This is a genomic window from Enterobacter chengduensis, from assembly GCF_001984825.2.
Taxonomy (GTDB): domain Bacteria; phylum Pseudomonadota; class Gammaproteobacteria; order Enterobacterales; family Enterobacteriaceae; genus Enterobacter; species Enterobacter chengduensis.
In genome coordinates this window covers 3,989,088-4,005,436 of the sequence record NZ_CP043318.1, presented here as the reverse complement: position 1 = coordinate 4,005,436, position 16,349 = coordinate 3,989,088, and the positions used below count along the sequence as shown (strand labels likewise).

17 protein-coding genes are annotated in these 16,349 nt (G+C 57.4%); 9 read left to right on the top strand and 8 right to left on the bottom strand.

Annotated features, from left to right (window positions below; all coding sequences use genetic code 11):
- Nucleotides 1-451: 451 nt before the first annotated feature.
- Together FY206_RS19355 and FY206_RS19350 are read right to left on the bottom strand one after the other, a co-directional pair.
- On the bottom strand, nucleotides 452-673 hold the full coding sequence (locus FY206_RS19355) for a SymE family type I addiction module toxin (RefSeq protein WP_077064215.1): 222 nt from the start codon (nucleotides 671-673) through the stop codon (nucleotides 452-454).
- Nucleotides 674-876: 203 nt separating this feature from the next.
- Complete coding sequence (locus FY206_RS19350; protein WP_077064216.1) at nucleotides 877-1,731, bottom strand: LysR family transcriptional regulator; 855 nt, start codon at nucleotides 1,729-1,731, stop codon at nucleotides 877-879.
- A gap of 255 nt (nucleotides 1,732-1,986) precedes the next feature.
- Here FY206_RS19350 and FY206_RS19345 point away from each other — a divergent pair, with 255 nt between their 5' ends.
- The 4 genes from FY206_RS19345 to FY206_RS19330 all read left to right on the top strand — a co-directional run bounded on the left by FY206_RS19345 (nucleotide 1,987) and on the right by FY206_RS19330 (nucleotide 4,776).
- Nucleotides 1,987-2,376, top strand: coding sequence for a putative holin (locus FY206_RS19345; protein ID WP_125371957.1), 390 nt, complete (start codon nucleotides 1,987-1,989; stop codon nucleotides 2,374-2,376).
- Between the two features lie 2 nt (nucleotides 2,377-2,378).
- Nucleotides 2,379-2,768, top strand: coding sequence for a M15 family metallopeptidase (locus tag FY206_RS19340; RefSeq protein ID WP_077064218.1), 390 nt, complete (start codon nucleotides 2,379-2,381; stop codon nucleotides 2,766-2,768).
- Nucleotides 2,769-2,967: 199 nt separating this feature from the next.
- Nucleotides 2,968-4,344 (top strand): RCC1 domain-containing protein, encoded by a 1,377-nt coding sequence (locus FY206_RS19335; protein WP_077064219.1) that lies wholly within the window; start codon nucleotides 2,968-2,970, stop codon nucleotides 4,342-4,344.
- A gap of 87 nt (nucleotides 4,345-4,431) precedes the next feature.
- Nucleotides 4,432-4,776, top strand: coding sequence for a nitrous oxide-stimulated promoter family protein (locus FY206_RS19330; protein WP_077064220.1), 345 nt, complete (start codon nucleotides 4,432-4,434; stop codon nucleotides 4,774-4,776).
- A 6-nt stretch (nucleotides 4,777-4,782) separates the two neighbouring features.
- Here FY206_RS19330 and flhA read toward each other — a convergent pair whose 3' ends face one another.
- The 6 genes from flhA to hypA are packed head-to-tail and all read right to left on the bottom strand — an operon-like array spanning nucleotide 4,783 to nucleotide 10,527.
- A complete protein-coding gene (gene flhA, locus FY206_RS19325) occupies nucleotides 4,783-6,858 on the bottom strand; it encodes a formate hydrogenlyase transcriptional activator FlhA (RefSeq protein ID WP_032643069.1) in 2,076 nt (691 codons plus the stop codon).
- A gap of 56 nt (nucleotides 6,859-6,914) precedes the next feature.
- Nucleotides 6,915-7,925, bottom strand: coding sequence for a hydrogenase expression/formation protein HypE (gene hypE / locus FY206_RS19320; RefSeq protein ID WP_032643066.1), 1,011 nt, complete (start codon nucleotides 7,923-7,925; stop codon nucleotides 6,915-6,917).
- A complete protein-coding gene (gene hypD / locus FY206_RS19315) occupies nucleotides 7,922-9,043 on the bottom strand; it encodes a hydrogenase formation protein HypD (RefSeq protein WP_032643064.1) in 1,122 nt (373 codons plus the stop codon). Before hypD ends, hypE begins: the two co-directional genes overlap by 4 nt.
- Before the next feature lie 3 nt (nucleotides 9,044-9,046).
- Nucleotides 9,047-9,319 carry a HypC/HybG/HupF family hydrogenase formation chaperone gene (locus FY206_RS19310; RefSeq protein WP_032643062.1) on the bottom strand — a complete coding sequence of 91 codons (273 nt, stop codon included), beginning with the start codon at nucleotides 9,317-9,319 and terminating at the stop codon, nucleotides 9,047-9,049.
- Nucleotides 9,310-10,173, bottom strand: a complete 864-nt coding sequence (gene hypB / locus FY206_RS19305; protein ID WP_032643060.1) for a hydrogenase nickel incorporation protein HypB — start codon at nucleotides 10,171-10,173, stop codon at nucleotides 9,310-9,312. The genes FY206_RS19310 and hypB overlap by 10 nt, the downstream gene beginning before the upstream one ends.
- 3 nt (nucleotides 10,174-10,176) lie before the next feature.
- Complete coding sequence (gene hypA, locus FY206_RS19300) at nucleotides 10,177-10,527, bottom strand: hydrogenase maturation nickel metallochaperone HypA (RefSeq protein ID WP_032643058.1); 351 nt, start codon at nucleotides 10,525-10,527, stop codon at nucleotides 10,177-10,179.
- Nucleotides 10,528-10,739: 212 nt separating this feature from the next.
- On the opposite strand from hypA, the gene hycA reads away from it, so the two are divergent.
- The 5 genes from hycA (at nucleotide 10,740) to hycE (ending at nucleotide 16,344) form a co-directional block, all read left to right on the top strand.
- The gene (gene hycA / locus FY206_RS19295; protein WP_032643056.1) at nucleotides 10,740-11,204 is read left to right on the top strand and encodes a formate hydrogenlyase regulator HycA; all 465 of its coding nucleotides are present in this window, start codon (nucleotides 10,740-10,742) and stop codon (nucleotides 11,202-11,204) included.
- Nucleotides 11,205-11,274: 70 nt separating this feature from the next.
- Nucleotides 11,275-11,883: a 4Fe-4S dicluster domain-containing protein gene (locus tag FY206_RS19290; RefSeq protein ID WP_032643053.1), complete on the top strand. Its 609-nt coding sequence runs from the start codon at nucleotides 11,275-11,277 to the stop codon at nucleotides 11,881-11,883.
- Nucleotides 11,880-13,694: a formate hydrogenlyase subunit 3 gene (gene hycC, locus FY206_RS19285; RefSeq protein WP_077064221.1), complete on the top strand. Its 1,815-nt coding sequence runs from the start codon at nucleotides 11,880-11,882 to the stop codon at nucleotides 13,692-13,694. Before FY206_RS19290 ends, hycC begins: the two co-directional genes overlap by 4 nt.
- A gap of 1 nt (nucleotide 13,695) precedes the next feature.
- Nucleotides 13,696-14,619, top strand: a complete 924-nt coding sequence (locus tag FY206_RS19280; protein ID WP_032643049.1) for a respiratory chain complex I subunit 1 family protein — start codon at nucleotides 13,696-13,698, stop codon at nucleotides 14,617-14,619.
- A gap of 15 nt (nucleotides 14,620-14,634) precedes the next feature.
- Nucleotides 14,635-16,344 carry a formate hydrogenlyase subunit HycE gene (hycE, locus tag FY206_RS19275; protein ID WP_032643047.1) on the top strand — a complete coding sequence of 570 codons (1,710 nt, stop codon included), beginning with the start codon at nucleotides 14,635-14,637 and terminating at the stop codon, nucleotides 16,342-16,344.
- Nucleotides 16,345-16,349 lie beyond the last annotated feature (5 nt).

Here is a 16,349-nt window from a genome sequence, read left to right as displayed (position 1 = left end):
ATATAATACTGCTGCATCATGGGCGTATGGCTGGAGAAGTCCTTATCTATGTCTTCATTCATATTGATTTTACTCGTTTTTTTAACCTTTCAGGTATTCATGCGGCCCCATTTAAACCCCTGTTAAACTCACATGAACCCGCAAATTTGTCGCTCACGTGTAGCGGGAGAATGTAAATGCTCTTCTCATCATTCTCGGGCTACAAACAAAGGTGGTTCGTTGAAAATAACTCTCAGAGAGACTTTTATTATCAATGAGTTAAGCGTAAAGGATTACGTCTGTACGCATTAGCTCTGGAAAAGTTGTTTTCGATGACCACAGGGAAGCTCCAGCGGGTTTCGGGGTCAGGTAAGTTTGACGAAAAAAACAGAGGTAATCCAGCGAAGAGTATCTTCCGGTGAGCTTAGCGTGATTGGGGTTCTAAAACAGGGTGGTGTAAAAAGCCCCGGCGTTAATCCACGCGGGGTTCCATCAACTCAATCAATAATTTTCCGTGCTCTACGTGCACGCAAACCTGCGAATGTGTGGTAAACCCGGCCTCTTCGAGCCAGTTGCCTTTGAGGCTAAGCGCGGCGTGCAGGCTATAGCGTTTAGGGACCTTGGTGTTGCGAATTTCGTGACGCTTTCTGAAATAGCCAACTTTTAAATAGCGGTGAGTTTTTGCAGTTGTCATAACGGGCTGTTGCTCCAGGTAATCATGTGGGCAACGTTAATCATGTCATTATCAAATGTCACGGGTGCGAATTAAAAACTGGAAGGAGGGCCGCAAATTTTAAATACAACAATGCAGAGATGAGGTGGCGAATAGAATAAATAATGCGATACATTTGTGGCAGGTATCGCATTGGGTACATAAATACATTTCAGCGTGATGTTTTAGATGAATTTATTGATAATCTTCTTTATGTTTAAGAATGTATTATTTGTTTTGACATTTTTTGCATGGTAGAAATAAATGTTCAGGGCATTGTTCGGGGTTTCCAGAATGTCAACCCCATCTATTTTATATAAACAGGCTAATTTGCGGGTCATTAATGCACTCCCATGACCAATATGAATATTGTAACACAAAGTTGACAGATCAAAATTATGCGGAATAAACGTAATATCACTATTAGGCTTGTTGATAATCTTCAGGAACTTTTTCTTGGTATAATCTAATAGCGAATCATTCCAGATAAACAGTGGAAAAGAAGACGACGCCAGGTCTATTCCCTTAGGGGACAATAAGACAATGTCGTCTCCTCGCCATTTGTCCGTAGAATCCCACATGCTATTGTTTAGCTCACGTAAAGAGAAAATGTAGTTATCACGACTGCTAAGGAGTTTATTCATATCTTCATAGTTAACGATTTTGCGTTGATGAATAATGTTAACCTTCTCAGCGGACAGGCCCATGATGATGGTTCGATAAAGAAGCTCCGGTACGCTAATATCGAATGTTAATGTATGCACGGGAGAGGGATCTTTGCACCGAATTTCAGATTCCATATTAATTAATTCATCATAAATGTTTTTACATTTGCTGTAATATTCAAAGGCGAGCTCTGTTGGTTGTAAGGTGCTGTAGGTTCTTTGAAATAATTTCCCACCAAGGCTTTCTTCCAGCTCACAAATAACTTTACTCAGCGGTGAGCGAGTGATGCACAATTTTTCCGCAGCCTTTGTGAAGTTACGTTCTTCCATTGTAACCATAAAGTAATGCATTTTTTTTGCTAAAAACGTCCCCATTTTTATTCCTTGTAGTCATTCAAAATAAGACATAGCTAAAATTTTACGAATCATTGGCATTGTGGATTTATGTTCACCTCAATGGATTGTGTATGAATATCTCGTGATGTTTAACCTCCTGTTATAAAACGTTAAAACGACAACCCGTCAGGTATCTTTTTTAGCTAACCCTGTATCATTTTATGAATAATGTAAACCCCCTCGCTGTGTATGATTTGCGTTCAATAGGTAAGGGTTAATGTGAGAGAGGACATTATGGCAATGCCTGTTACCGAACATACAGAGAAAACGGCAGCATTGCTGATTGCAGGCATTTTGGGGCTCAGCCATCATGAATCTGGAATTATTATTGGGGCATTTGCTGGCAGCCTGATTTTTGCGGTATCAGCGAGTAATAAAGCGATATGGGCGAGGGTGATTTTATTCACAGCATCGATGCTTACCGGGATTACCTCGGCAGAATTCGCCGCGTCGCTGCTTTCCTCTGTACTCAGTAAACTTCTTCAACATTCGGTAATTACGCCAGCACCGGTAGGGGCAACGCTTGCTGCTGCCGCATCTGTCAGATTATTGAAGTATTTGAGCATCTATCCCGCAAGGACATTAACAGCGCTAAATCGATTTAAAAGAGAAGAGAAGGAGTAACTATGGATAATTTTACGTTTAGCTCACGTAGTGAATCAAACCTTGAAGGCGTCCATCCGGACTTAATTCAGGTTGCACGCCGTGCGCTTGAATTAAGTCCAATGGATTTTGGTATTACTGAGGGGCTGAGAAGCTGTACGCGGCAGGCTCAGCTTTTCAAAAGTGGAAAATCTCAGACTATCAACAGCCGTCACTTAACGGGACATGCAATTGATATTATTGCCTATCCTACGCCAGCAGGTTCATGGGACTTTGCCGACTATGAGCTTATTGCGAGTGCATTCAAGCAGGCGGCCAGGGAACTCAATATTGCTGTTGAGTGGGGAGGTGACTGGAAGCAGTTCAAAGACGGTGTTCATTTTCAGCTTCCTTACGATGTGAATCCTGCGTGAAATAAAGGCCGTTTTAGTACGTTAATTATGCCTTCAATATTTAACCACAAAAATAAGTGAGGAAAAAATAGATAACTGTAGTGCCAAAATGGAACAAGCTCTATTTATTTGAACGTTACTATTACCCGCATCATTTTACCTCTGATAATTATCTCAGTGGAGATGATGAATATTATATTAAACCATTAAGGAAAATATCATGGCTAAACAATTAACGATTATGGGCGCGCGTACATTTAAAGCCTCCGATCCTGTTTTGAGTTATCCTGCACGTATCGTGGCATTCGATGCAGAGACGATGGATCCGGTTGACGCGACCTGGCAATATGCTGACAGCAGCACGAGCGTTCAGGGTAAGGAGTTTCTCGATCTCTATCCTGCACTTCTGTTGAATGTCTCTGCTGAAGGCTATGACCCCGTTATCATTAATTCAAATAACATCAATTTTATTGGCCAGATCGGTGTGGTGGCTATTAAAGATGATAAAACGGTTGCACAGTGGGGAGACGTCCAGTTCACTAATAAATATTTCCTGGATCCCGCTGATAATCATGATGTTTGCCAGGTTACAACGAGTATTAATTGTGCCTTCGCGCTGCGTACGGATAGCACCCTGCGCGCCTGGGGGGAGGAACAATACGGTGGCGTCTTGCCAGCTGATGTGTATTCCCGCACGGATATTCTTCGGAGTTCAGGATTCCCTTATGCTGGTCTTGCGCAAGGTCAATCCGCGCCTTATCTCGCTTCATGGGGAATGAACAGTCAGGGTCAATATGCGATTCCTGAAAACATTCAGGCCATGGATAACATCGTTCAGGTTCTGGGATCAATGTCCCGGGCGGTATTGAACGCCAATGGCCAGGTTTTTGCCTGGGGTGATGCAGAGGAAGGTGGACTGGTTCCTGCGGACATTGCCGCGCTCTCTGATATTACGATGCTGTTTGGTAACGACTATTCCTTCACGGCTCTGCGGAGTAACGGCCAGCTGGTTGCATGGGGTCTGGCTGAAAATGGCGGCGCGCTTCCGGATGATATTGCGGAATTGACCGATATTGTCAGGGTCTTCCCGGGTGCAACCAACTACGTAGCACAACGTGCAAACGGTAACCTTGTGGCATGGGGTTCAGATGCAGAATCCATCGCTATCCCGGCAGATATCGCGGCGATGACAAATATTGTGGATGTTAAATATGTATCGACGCCATTTGGACAATCTGCTTTCGTGGCGCTGCGTGATGATGGCACGGTTGTTTCCTGGGGCAGTGCGAATACCGGCGTTGTGCCTGTTCCTGAAGGCGTTGATAACGTCGCCGTCATCTGCGTGGCTCCTGAGTATTGTCTGGCACTGAAAAAGGACGGTACGGTGATGGGCTGGGGTAGCAACGATGTATTCAATGATCCCATTGTCGGAAAGTTAACGGATGTTAAAGCGATTTATGCCGAAGCGGACGTTGCTGTTGCGCTGAAAGGTGATAATACGATCGTCGTTTGGGGGAACGCTCTTCACGGTGGCAGTATGCTAGAGGTCCCTGACGGTGTTCAGGGCAATATCTCGTATACCGTTGCTTCAGCATAATGCGTGATGGGGATCTGCGGCCCTGGCCGTGGATCCTTTTTACCTATAGTTGTATTATTTATGCATCTTATGCTTTGAGAAAATGTCATGTCAGGAAAACGGATTGCGCGCGAGAAGGAGACCCTTCGCAAGATGATTGCGCTGTATGAGGCGAAATGTCCGCTGGCGGTCAGCGAAGAGGGGCATTATCAGGCGCTCAACGCCTATGCCGATAAGCGCCTGGATAAATGTGTTTTTGGTGAGGAAAAGCCTGCCTGTAAACAGTGTCCGGTGCACTGCTACCAGCCCGCAAAGCGTGAAGAGATGAAGCAGATCATGCGCTGGGCGGGGCCGCGCATGCTATGGCGTCACTCCATTTTGACCGTTCGCCACCTGATTGACGACCGCCGCCCGGTGCCTGAATTACCGGAAAAATACCGTCCCAAAAAATAGCGACAGCTAAGCCTCCAGGCTCTCTTTATCAATGCCCAGCCGCTTCATGCGCGACAGCAGCGTGGTGCGTTTTAGACCCAGGCGCTGTGCGGCACCCTTCGGCCCGGCGACCACGCCGTTAGTCTCTTTTAGCACGCGCACGATCAGCTGATACTCATCTTCTCCCTCTTTCGCTATCTCGGCCTGCGCTGCCGGGGTATCTGGCGCGATCGTTTCCGGTAAAGAAAGCTGCAGCACGTTCCCGCGCGTCAGCAGCACCGCGCGTTCGATGACGTTTTCCAGCTCGCGCACGTTGCCGGGCCACTCCATCGATGAGAGGGTGCGCAGCGTCTCGGCAGGAATACTGTCGATATTGCGCCCCATCCGGCGGGCAATCTTCGCGGTAAACGCTTTGACCAGCAGGGGGATATCTTCCGGACGTTCGCGCAGCGGCGGCAGGAAGATCGGGAAGACGTTCAGGCGATAGTAAAGGTCGCTGCGAAACTCGCGGTCGGCGACCATTTTTTTCAGGTCGCGGTTGGTGGCGGCAATCAGCCGCACGTCGGTCTGGATAAGCTTGTTGCTGCCAAGGCGCTCAAACTCCTGCTCCTGCAGGACGCGCAGCAGCTTCGGCTGCAGCTCCAGCGGCATATCGCCCACTTCGTCGAGGAACAGCGAGCTTTTGTCCGCCAGCTCAAAACGCCCCAGCCGCTGGCTGCTGGCGCCGGTGAATGCGCCACGCTCGTGGCCGAAGAGATCGCTTTCCAGCAGCCCCGCGGGCATTGCGGCGCAGTTCATCTTCACCATCCGTCGGCTGTTGCGGTTGCTCAGGTTGTGGATGGCGCGGGCAATCAGCTCTTTCCCCGTACCGGTTTCGCCCAGAATCAGCACCGTGCTGTCGCTTTGCGCCACCATCTCAACCTGCTTGAGGACGCTGTACATGGCGTCGCTGCGGCCGATGATTTCACCAAACTCGCTGTCGACGTTGTTGAGCTGTTCGGTCAGGGCCAGGTTCTCATCCACCAGCCGCTCTTTCAGGCGGTGGATCTCCTGATAGGCAAGGGCGTTATCCAGGGCAATGGAGATACGCTCGGCGATCTGGCGCAGCAGCTTCAGGTTGGCGGTGGTAAACACCCCTTCCTCGCACTGGGCCAGCTTCAGCACGCCCAGCATGGTGTTGCCGGACATCAGCGGCAGCAGGCACAGGGTCTGGATCTTGTTGCCCCAGGTGTTGAACAGCATCCGCTCGTACGGCGCAACCGGATCCTGCTCGCTCAGGTTGAGCAGGAGGATCTCTTTGCTTTTGAAGACTCGCTCAGAAAGGGTGCCCGCTTCGTCCACTTCGCTCTGCTCGTGTGCCGGGTTGGCTTCATCGAGATAGTGGGTGGAGTAGATGTTCAGCTTGCCCTTGCGATGGCCGCGCAGCGCGATGCTGATGGCGTCGATTTTGAAATAGTGGTGGATCTCTTTCGAGACTTCGCTGACCAGCTCATCCATGTCGAGCCGTGACAGCACGGCGTTGGTGATGGCGACCAGAATGCGGAAGTTATCGCGCTCGCGGCTCAGCAGATCGTAATCGACATTATTGGTGACGCGGCTTTGGATCTGCTCCGCCACCACGGCCACAATCTGGGTAAAGGTGTGCAGGCGCTCGTATTCCGCCTCGCGCCAAGGCTGGTCGGTGGTGCGGATAAACTCGCATCCGCCAAAAATCTGCCCCTCTGCCGCCAGCGGCAGCATGCAGTAATGCCCGAAAGGCTGATAGAGTTTGCTCTCCGCCAGCCTCGGCCACGCCTGGCGAAATTCCGCAAAGCTGCAGTGCAGCACTTCTGGCCGGGAAAGTATGCGGCGCACCGGTCCATGTGCCAGATAGGTTTCGTCTTCGTATTCAAACGGTTGGCCATTATCCCGCGCGGAGTAGTAGCTCGCGCGATGGGTTCCGCTATGCCAGAGAACAATCGCGGCGCTGTCCGCCAGCGCCGATTGCCTGACCAGCCGCGTCAGGGCATCGCTCAGCGCACCGAGGTCGGGCTGTTGTAAAAGTGTGCGCGTGATGTCAAACAGGCCCTGCTGTCCAAGATCGCTCATCGGTGTATACGGCATAGTGCTTTCCAGTAGAAACGAGCAAAAAATTCCATGCTGGCCGCTTGTGGCGCGGCCTAGCAAATACGGGGTAACGGTTCAGCGTGCGGCAGATCCAGCGTGCGCTTCACGCCGTAAAGCCCGGTCAGGCGCACCCCTTTGCGCTCAACCACTTCGCCAATCATCGCCGCCTCTTTTCCTGACGGATGCGCCCGCAGCTGTTCCAGAACGGCCTCGGCTGCGGCACGTTCAACGCCAATCACCAGCTTGCCTTCGTTGGCGAAGTTAAGCGGGTCAAGGCCCAGCAGCTCGCACAGCCCGCGAACGGCAGGCTTAACGGGCAGGCCGCGCTCGGTGAGTTCAATCCCGTACCCGCAGCGTGCCGCAAACTCATGAACCACGGCGTTGACGCCGCCCCGGGTGGCGTCCCGCAGGGCCTTCACGCCGGGCACGGCGCGCAGCGTCTGGATCAGCGGGGTGAGCACCGCGCAGTCGCTGCGCAGTTCCCCGTCCAGCCCCAGGCCTTCTCGCAGGTTCAGGATGGTGGCACCGTGGCAGCCCAGCGTGCCGGTCACGATCAGCACGTCGCCCACGCTAAGGCGCTGCGCGCCCCAGTGAATATCGGCGGGGATCGCCCCCATGCCCGCGGTGTTGATGAACAGCTTGTCGGCCGCGCCGCGCTGCACCACCTTGGTATCGCCGGTGACGATCGCGATCCCCGCCTCGCGCGCGGTCTGCGCCATGCTGTTGACCACCGCCGCGAGCGTCGCCATCGGCAGCCCCTCTTCAAGTATAAACCCGCAGGAAAGGTAGCGCGGAACGGCGCCGCTGACGGCAAGGTCGTTGGCCGTGCCGCAGACGGCGAGCTTGCCGATATCGCCGCCGGGGAAAAACAGCGGGTCAATCACGTAGCTGTCGGTGGAGAAGGCCAGCCTGTCTCCGTGCGCGGTGAGGGTGGCGAGGTCAATGCGCGCCTGGTCTTCCTGCTCGGCGAGCCAGGGGTTGTTGAAGGCTTCCATAAACAGCCGGTTAATCAGCTGCTGCATCGCCTGTCCGCCGCTGCCGTGCGCCATTTCAACCGTATTCATGCTTCACTCTCCTGGTTGCGATACTGATACCACGCGGCACACGCCCCTTCGGAGGAGACCATCAGCGCGCCAAACGCCGTTTGCGGGTTACAGGTGTTGCCAAATAACGGGCATTGATGAGGTTTACACTTACCGGTGAGCACGTCGCCACAGCGAGAGCGGGGGTCGTCGCAAACCTCCTGCGGCTGCGGGCGGAAATGCGCTTCGGCGTCAAACGCGCGATAGGCTGGCGTCAGGCGCACGCCGGATTCGGCAATCAGCCCCAGGCCGCGCCACTCGCTGTCGCCCTCAACGCTAAACACGTCGGCTATCGCCCGCTGTGCCCGTTCATTTCCCGCATCCGGCACCACGCGGCGGTACTGGTTTTCCACGGTACTCAGGGCCGCTATTTTCTGCTCAACCAGCATGGCCACACCTTGTAGTAGATCAAGTGGTTCGAAACCAGCGACCACTAACGGACGATTGTACTGTTCAGAGATGAAACCGTAGGCGTCTGTGCCAATCACCATGCTGACGTGGCCCGGCGCCAGAAAGGCGTCAATGCCGTTTCCCGGCTCTTCCAGCAGGCTGCGCAGGGTGGGGATGAGCGTTATGTGCTGGCAAAAGAAGAAAAAGTTACCGACGCCGCGCGCTTTCGCCTGCTGCAGCGTGATGGCGGTGGCGGGCATGGTGGTTTCAAACCCCAGGCCAAAAAACACCACCTTACGCGCGGGGTGGTTCTCTGCCAGCGTCAGGGCATCCATCGGCGAATAGACGATCCGCACGTCCGCGCCGCGCGCTTTCGCCTTCAGCAGCGAGCCGTTTTTCCCCGGCACGCGCATCGCGTCGCCAAAGGTGCAGAAAATGACGTCGGGCCGGCTGGCAATTTCAATACAGCTGTCGATGCGCCCCATCGGCAGCACGCACACCGGGCAGCCGGGGCCGTGGATAAACTCGATGTTCTCCGGCAGCAGCTGGTCGAGGCCAAATTTGAAGATGGCGTGCGTGTGTCCGCCGCACACCTCCATGATCCGCAGGGGGCTCTCTTTCGTGTAGTCCAGCAGCGCCGCGCGCGTTTTCAGGTGTCCGATAAGCTGCAGCACCTGCTCCGGGGCGCGGTATTCATCAACGTAACGCATGTGCTACCGCTCCTCGCCGTACAGCAGGGCGCCCACGTCAGGCTCCACGTCGAACATGTTTTGCAGGGCGTCGAGCGTGTCGCGGGCTTCCGCTTCGTTAATCACGCTCATGGCAAACCCTACGTGGACCAGCACCCACTGGCCGAGGCGCGACGCGCCCGCCTCATCGGTGCTGCCCACCAGCGTCAGATCCACGTCGCGCAGAATGCCGCAGACCTCGACTTTGGCCTGATTACCGTCGATAGAGTGAATTTGTCCGGGCACGCCTATGCACATCGTTCGCTCTCCAGCCAGTTTAGCCATGCGTCCATGCCGTCGCCGCGCGTGGCGGAGACCAGCAGGATCTCAATCTCCGGATTCACCTCGCGGGCGTACGCCAGGCACTTGTCCACGTCAAAATTCAGGTACGGCAGCAGGTCCACTTTGTTCAGCAGCATGATCGACGCGGCGGCAAACATGTGCGGGTACTTCAGCGGTTTGTCTTCGCCTTCGGTTACCGACAGCACCGCCACCTTGTGTCGTTCGCCCAGGTCGAAGCTCGCCGGGCAGACCAGGTTGCCGACGTTTTCAATAAACAGGATGCCGCTATCTTCAAGCGGCAGGCGCGGCGCGGCGTCGGCAATCATCTGGGCATCCAGGTGACAGCCCTTGCCGGTGTTAACCTGAATCGCCGGGGTGCCGGTTTCACGAATGCGCGCGGCGTCGTTTACGGTCTGCTGATCGCCCTCGACTACCGCGCAGGAGACGCGCCCGTTGAGGCGCTTGAGCGTTTCCGTTAACAGCGTGGTTTTACCGGAGCCGGGGCTGGAGACCAGGTTCAGCACCAGCTGTTTGCGGGCGGCAAAGCGCGCGCGGTTGCGGGCGGCAATCTGGTTATTTTTGTCCAGCACGTTAATTTCCACGTCCAGCATCTGGCGCTGGCTCATGCCCGGCGCGTGGGTGCCCGCCTCGCCGTGGCCGTAATGCAGATCGCCCGCTTCGGAGCGTTGCGGCGCAAAGGTAATGCCGGTCAGGGCTGCCGCAGGACGCGGGGCTGGAGAAAAGGGCGCCGAGCGAAACGCGGAGTGGGGGCGATGCTCATCCCCTTCTATATACCGGTTGCCTTCGGCGCAACCGCAGGTGCTACACATACTTTACTCCTTCTCGATTTCGAGGCGTTGGATCTGCATGCCGTCATCCGCCACGATGCGTAGGCCGGTGCTCCGACACTGCGGGCAGCGCTGAACCTTTGATGACAGCAGGGTGACGTACTGCTGGCACTGCCCGCACCAGCACTCCGCCTGCTGTTCTTCAATATGGAGCTCGCAGCCTTCCGCCAGCGTGCCGCGGCATACCAGTTCAAAGCAGAAGGTCAGGGCGCTGGTCTCGACGCAGGAAAATGCCCCGACCTTCAGCCAGACGCCGGTGACGCGCTTCGCGTGGTTTTGCACTGCCTGTTGCTCAATCAGTTCCAGAGCCCGCTGGCAGAGGGTGATTTCGTGCATGACGCCTCCTCAATGAATTGCGCCATTGGAATGCAATAACGGTGCCAGCTTGATTTCTGTTAGGGCGTGACGATGTCAACGCTGTCGAAATGACACGTCGACATCGCGGCGTTGACAGCGGCCATGGGATTAAATTTATTTAAAATCATATAGATAAAAACTGGCATGGAATCTGCTTAACAGCCGCTATCTCCATTAACCGGATACCTTTTATGACTATTTGGGAAATCAGCGAAAAAGCGGATTACATCGCGCAGCGTCATCAGCAGCTGCAGGACCAGTGGCACCTCTACTGCAACTCTCTGGTTCAGGGCATTACCCTCTCAAAGGCGCGTCTTCATCACGCGATGAGCTGCGCGGCGCAGGGCGACATGCGTTTTATCCTCTTCGGCCATTTCACCATCAACGTGACCCTGGCGGATAACTTCAACAGCCACACCATTGAGTATCACCTCGAGACAAAAGACGGCGAAAAACAGTGTATTGCGAAGGCGCAGCTGATGGCCGACGGCATGGTCGACGGCCACGTCAGCAACCGGGATCGCCAGCAGGTGCTGGAGCACTACCTGGAAAAAATCGCGCCGGTCTATAACGGCCTCTACGCCGCCGTTGAACACGATCTCCCGGTCAACCTGACGCAGCTGATGGGTGGAAACGCCTCAGCGAACGTGGCCTGACTCCTGCGTGTCGAGAAGTGTCGACAAGACAGTTTTTCGTCAAAAATGACCATCACCAGAGGATAACCCGGTGAACCGTTTTGTAATTGCTGACTCGACGGTCTGCATTGGCTGTCGAACCTGCGAGGCGGCGTGTTCGGAAACGCATCGCCTGCATGGGCTGCAGTCCATGCCGCGCCTGCACGTCATGCGTAATGAAAAAGAGTCTGCCCCGCAGCTCTGCCACCACTGTGAAGATGCCCCCTGCGCGGGTGTTTGCCCGGTGAATGCCATCACCCGCGTGGATGGCGCGGTCCAGCTGAACGAAAGCCTGTGCGTAAGCTGCAAGCTGTGCGGCATCGCCTGCCCGTTCGGCGCGATTGAATTTTCCGGCAGCCGTCCGCTGCACGTTCCGGCGAACGCCAACTCGCCAAAAGCCCCGCCCGCGCCACCGGCGCCGGCACGCGTCAGCACGCTGCTGGACTGGGTACCCGGCATCCGCGCCGTGGCGGTGAAGTGCGACCTGTGCAGCTTCGACGAGCAGGGCCCGGCCTGCGTGCGCACGTGTCCGACGAAAGCGCTCATTCTGGTTAACATCCGCGACATCGCCCGTACCAGCAAGCGTAAACGCGAGCTGACCATCAACAGTGATTTTGGCGACCTTTCCCTGCTACAGGCGCTCAACGAGGGGGCGAAATGAACGCGGCAATGATGATGACCAGCGCGGTAGCCTGTTTTGCGGCCGCCGCCGTTCTGGCACTTCTCTTCTCATTCCATAAAACCCTGAGCGGCGCGATCGCCGGGATCGGCGGGGCGGCAGGTAGCCTGATGACGCTGGCTGCAGGCGGCGTTGTCCTGCTCGGCGGCCACTCCGTCGAGGCCGTGATGCCGCTGATTCGCCACGGCGTCGCGATGACGCCGCTGAACGCCATCTGGCTGGTGACCTTTGGCCTGTGCGGGCTGTTTATCAGCCTGTTCAATATCGACTGGCACCGCCATCCGCACGCCAACGCTAACGGCCTGCTGGTGAACCTGCTGATGGCGACGGCGGTCTGCACCGTTATCGCCAGCAACCTCGGGGCGCTGGTGGTGATGGCGGAGATCATGGCGCTCTGCGGCGTGTTCCTGACGGGCTGTAGCGTCTCCGGCAAGCTGTGGTTTGCGCTGGGACGCCTCGGAACGCTGCTGCTGGCGCTGGCCTGCTGGCGGGTATGGCAACGCTTCGGCACGCTGGACTTCTCCGCGCTCAACGGCCATCCGCTGGGGAACGACGTCTGGCTGCTGGGCGTGCTCGGCTTTGGCCTGCTCGCCGGGATCATCCCGCTGCACGGCTGGGTGCCGCAGGCGCATGCGAACGCCTCCGCGCCCGCCGCCGCTCTGTTTTCTGCGGTGGTGATGAAGGTCGGCCTGTTCGGCATTCTGGCGATTACGCTGACCGGCGGACAGCCGCCGCTGTGGTGGGGCGTCGTGCTGCTGATTGCGGGCACGATCACCGCGTTCGTCGGCGGCCTGTACGCGCTGATGGAGCACAATATCCAGCGCCTGCTGGCGTACCACACGCTGGAAAACATCGGCATCATCCTGCTCGGTATCGGCGCGGGCGTGACCGGGCTGGCGCTGAACCAACCGGCGCTGATTGCCGCCGGGTTTATCGGCGGTCTCTATCACCTCGTCAACCACAGCCTGTTTAAAAGCACCCTGTTCCTGGGCGCGGGAAGCGTCTGGTTCCGCACCGGCCATCGGGATATCGAAAAGCTCGGTGGGATCGGCAAAAAGATGCCGGTGATCTCACTGGCGATGCTGGTCGGGCTGATGGCGATGGCCGCGCTGCCGCCGCTGAACGGCTTTGCCGGGGAGTGGGTGATCTACCAGTCCTTCTTCGCCCTCGGTCAGAGCGACGCCTTTATCGCGCGCCTGCTCGGCCCGCTGCTGGCGGTCGGGCTGGCGATTACCGGGGCGCTGGCGGTGATGTGCATGGCGAAAGTCTACGGCGTGACCTTCCTCGGCGCGCCGCGCACCCGCGAAGCGGAAAACGCCTGCTGTGCGCCGGTCTTAATGGGAGTGAGCGTGGTCGCGCTGGCGCTGTGCTGCATCGCGGGCGGCGTGGCCGCGCCGTGGCTGCTGCCGCTGCTGGGCCACGCCATTCCGCTGCCGCTGACCGTGGCGAACACCACCGTTTCCCAGCCGATGATTGCGCTGCTGCTGATTGGCGCGCCGCTGCTGCCGCTCGTGCTGATGCTGTGCTTTAAACGTGACCGGCTCGCCTCCCGCTCGCGCGGCGCGGCGTGGGCCTGCGGCTACGAACACGAGCAGTCGATGGTCATTACCGCCCACGGCTTCGCCATGCCGGTGAAGGAGAACTTCGCCGCCGTGCTGAAGCTGCGCCACTGGCTCAATCCGGTGGGCTGGGTACCCGGCTGGCAGAGCGCCGCCGCGCCCGCGCTGTTCCGCCGTCTGGCCGTCATCGAGCTGGCGGTGCTGGTGGTCATTGTGATTTCACGAGGAGCCTGACATGAGTCTGTTACTGGCAATTCTTCAGGCGCTGGTGCTGTTCGCCGCGGCGCCGCTGCTGTCGGGCATTACGCGCGTGGCGCGCGCCCGGATGCACAACCGCCGCGGGCCTGGCGTACTCCAGGAGTACCGCGATCTCTTCAAGCTGCTCTCTCGCCAGAGCGTGGCCCCGGATGCCGCAGGCTGGGTCTTCCGCCTGACGCCGTTTGTGATGGTGGGCGTGATGCTCACCATCGCCACCGCGCTGCCGGTGGTCACGGTGGGGTCGCCGCTGCCGGTGCTCGGCGATCTGATTACGCTTATCTATCTGTTCGCCATCGCCCGCTTCTTCTTTGCGATTGCGGGTCTCGACACCGGGAGTCCGTTTACGGGCATCGGCGCCAGCCGCGAGGCGATGCTCGGCGTGCTGGTTGAGCCGATCCTGCTGCTGGGGCTGTGGGTCGCCGCGCAGGTCGCAGGCTCCACCCATATCAGCTTTATCACCGATACCGTTTATCACTGGCCGGTTTCCCGCTCCATTCCGCTGGTGCTGGCGCTCTGCGCGTGCGCGTTCGCCACCTTTATCGAGATGGGTAAGCTGCCGTTTGACCTCGCGGAAGCCGAGCAGGAGCTGCAGGAAGGGCCGCTTACCGAATACAGCGGCTACGGCTTTGCGGTGCTGAAGTGGGGCATCAGCCTCAAACAGCTGGTGGTGCTGCAGATGTTTGTCGGCGTCTTCTTCCCGTGGGGCCAGATGACGCACTTCTCCGCGGGCGGTCTGGTGCTGGCCGTCGTGGTTGCCGCCCTCAAGCTGCTGGTCGGCGTGCTGGTGATTGCCCTGTTTGAAAACAGCATGGCGCGCCTGCGTTTTGTCGAAACGTCGCGCATCACCTGGGCCGGTTTTGGTTTTGCATTTTTAGCGTTCGTCTCCTTGCTGGTGGCGTGATTAAAGAGAGTGTTTATGTCTGAAGAAAAGAAAGGCCAGCAGTACCTCGCCGCGTTGCATCAGGCCTTCCCCGGCGTGGTGCTGGATGAAGGCTGGCAAACCAAAGACCAGATCACGATTACCGTGAAGGTGAACTACCTGCCGGAAGTGGTGGAGTTTCTCTATTACCAGCAGGGCGGCTGGCTGTCGGTGCTGTTCGGCAACGACGAGCGCCAGCTGTGCGGCAATTACGCGGTGTACTACGTGATGTCGATGGAGCAGGGCGAAAAGTGCTGGCTCACCGTGCGCGTCGAAGTCGACCCGAACAAGCCGGAATACCCGTCCGTCACCCCGCGCGTGCCCGCTGCCGTCTGGGGCGAGCGCGAAGTGCGGGACATGTACGGCCTGGTGCCGGTTGGCCTGCCGGACGAGCGCCGTCTGGTGCTGCCGGACGACTGGCCGGACGAACTCTACCCGCTACGTAAAGACAGCATGGACTATCGCCAGCGCCCGGCGCCGACCACCGACAGCGAAACCTATGAGTTCATCAACGAACTCGGCAGCAAGAAGAACAACGTGGTGCCAATCGGCCCGCTGCACGTCACCTCCGACGAGCCGGGCCACTTCCGCCTGTTCGTCGACGGCGAGAACATTATCGACGCCGACTACCGCCTGTTCTACGTCCACCGCGGCATGGAAAAGCTGGCGGAAACCCGCATGGGCTACAACGAAGTGACCTTCCTCTCTGACCGCGTGTGCGGCATCTGCGGCTTTGCCCACAGCACCGCCTACACCACCTCGGTGGAGAACGGCATGGGGATCGTGGTGCCGGAGCGCGCGCAGATGATTCGCGCCATTCTGCTGGAGGTGGAGCGCCTGCACTCGCACCTGCTGAACCTCGGCCTGGCCTGCCACTTCGTCGGCTTTGACTCCGGGTTTATGCAGTTCTTCCGCGTGCGCGAAGCGTCGATGAAGATGGCGGAGATCCTCACCGGGGCGCGCAAAACCTACGGGCTGAACCTGATCGGCGGGATCCGCCGCGACCTGCTGAAGGACGACATGATCCAGACCCGCCAGCTGGCGCAGCAGATGCGCCGGGACGTGCAGGAGCTGGTGGACATGCTGCTCAGCACGCCAAACATCGAGCAGCGCACCGTGGGGATTGGCCGTCTCGATCCGGAAATTGCCCGCGACTTCAGCAACGTCGGCCCGATGGTGCGCGCCAGCGGCCACGCCCGCGACACCCGCGCCGATCACCCGTTCGTCGGCTACGGCCTGCTGCCGATGACCGTGCACAGCGAGCAGGGCTGCGACGTCATCTCGCGCCTGAAGGTGCGCATCAACGAGGTGTTCACCGCCCTGAACATGATCGACTTCGGTCTCGACAACCTGCCGGGCGGCCCGCTGATGGTGGAGGGCTTCACCTACATTCCGAACCGCTTTGCCCTCGGCTTTGCCGAAGCGCCGCGCGGGGACGATATTCACTGGAGCATGACCGGCGACAACCAGAAGCTCTACCGCTGGCGCTGCCGCGCGGCCACCTACGCCAACTGGCCAACCCTGCGCTACATGCTGCGCGGCAACACCGTGTCTGACGCGCCGCTGATCATCGGCAGCCTTGACCCGTGCTACTCCTGCACCGACCGCATGACCGTGGTGGACGTGCGCAAGAAGAAAAGCCAGGTGGTGCCGTACAAAGAGCTTGAGCGCTACAGCATCGAGCGTAAGAACTCGCCGCTGAAATAAGGACT

Bases quoted from the DNA above. Each gene is read 5' to 3' on its own strand.
- FY206_RS19355 (WP_077064215.1), bottom strand. From the start codon at position 673: ATGACAACTGCAAAAACTCACCGCTATTTAAAAGTTGGCTATTTCAGA.
- FY206_RS19350 (WP_077064216.1), bottom strand. From the start codon at position 1,731: ATGGGGACGTTTTTAGCAAAAAAAATGCATTACTTTATGGTTACAATG.
- FY206_RS19345 (WP_125371957.1), top strand. From the start codon at position 1,987: ATGGCAATGCCTGTTACCGAACATACAGAGAAAACGGCAGCATTGCTG.
- FY206_RS19340 (WP_077064218.1), top strand. From the start codon at position 2,379: ATGGATAATTTTACGTTTAGCTCACGTAGTGAATCAAACCTTGAAGGC.
- FY206_RS19335 (WP_077064219.1), top strand. From the start codon at position 2,968: ATGGCTAAACAATTAACGATTATGGGCGCGCGTACATTTAAAGCCTCC.
- FY206_RS19330 (WP_077064220.1), top strand. From the start codon at position 4,432: ATGTCAGGAAAACGGATTGCGCGCGAGAAGGAGACCCTTCGCAAGATG.
- flhA (WP_032643069.1), bottom strand. From the start codon at position 6,858: ATGCCGTATACACCGATGAGCGATCTTGGACAGCAGGGCCTGTTTGAC.
- hypE (WP_032643066.1), bottom strand. From the start codon at position 7,925: ATGAATACGGTTGAAATGGCGCACGGCAGCGGCGGACAGGCGATGCAG.
- hypD (WP_032643064.1), bottom strand. From the start codon at position 9,043: ATGCGTTACGTTGATGAATACCGCGCCCCGGAGCAGGTGCTGCAGCTT.
- FY206_RS19310 (WP_032643062.1), bottom strand. From the start codon at position 9,319: ATGTGCATAGGCGTGCCCGGACAAATTCACTCTATCGACGGTAATCAG.
- hypB (WP_032643060.1), bottom strand. From the start codon at position 10,173: ATGTGTAGCACCTGCGGTTGCGCCGAAGGCAACCGGTATATAGAAGGG.
- hypA (WP_032643058.1), bottom strand. From the start codon at position 10,527: ATGCACGAAATCACCCTCTGCCAGCGGGCTCTGGAACTGATTGAGCAA.
- hycA (WP_032643056.1), top strand. From the start codon at position 10,740: ATGACTATTTGGGAAATCAGCGAAAAAGCGGATTACATCGCGCAGCGT.
- hycC (WP_077064221.1), top strand. From the start codon at position 11,880: ATGAACGCGGCAATGATGATGACCAGCGCGGTAGCCTGTTTTGCGGCC.
- FY206_RS19280 (WP_032643049.1), top strand. From the start codon at position 13,696: ATGAGTCTGTTACTGGCAATTCTTCAGGCGCTGGTGCTGTTCGCCGCG.
- hycE (WP_032643047.1), top strand. From the start codon at position 14,635: ATGTCTGAAGAAAAGAAAGGCCAGCAGTACCTCGCCGCGTTGCATCAG.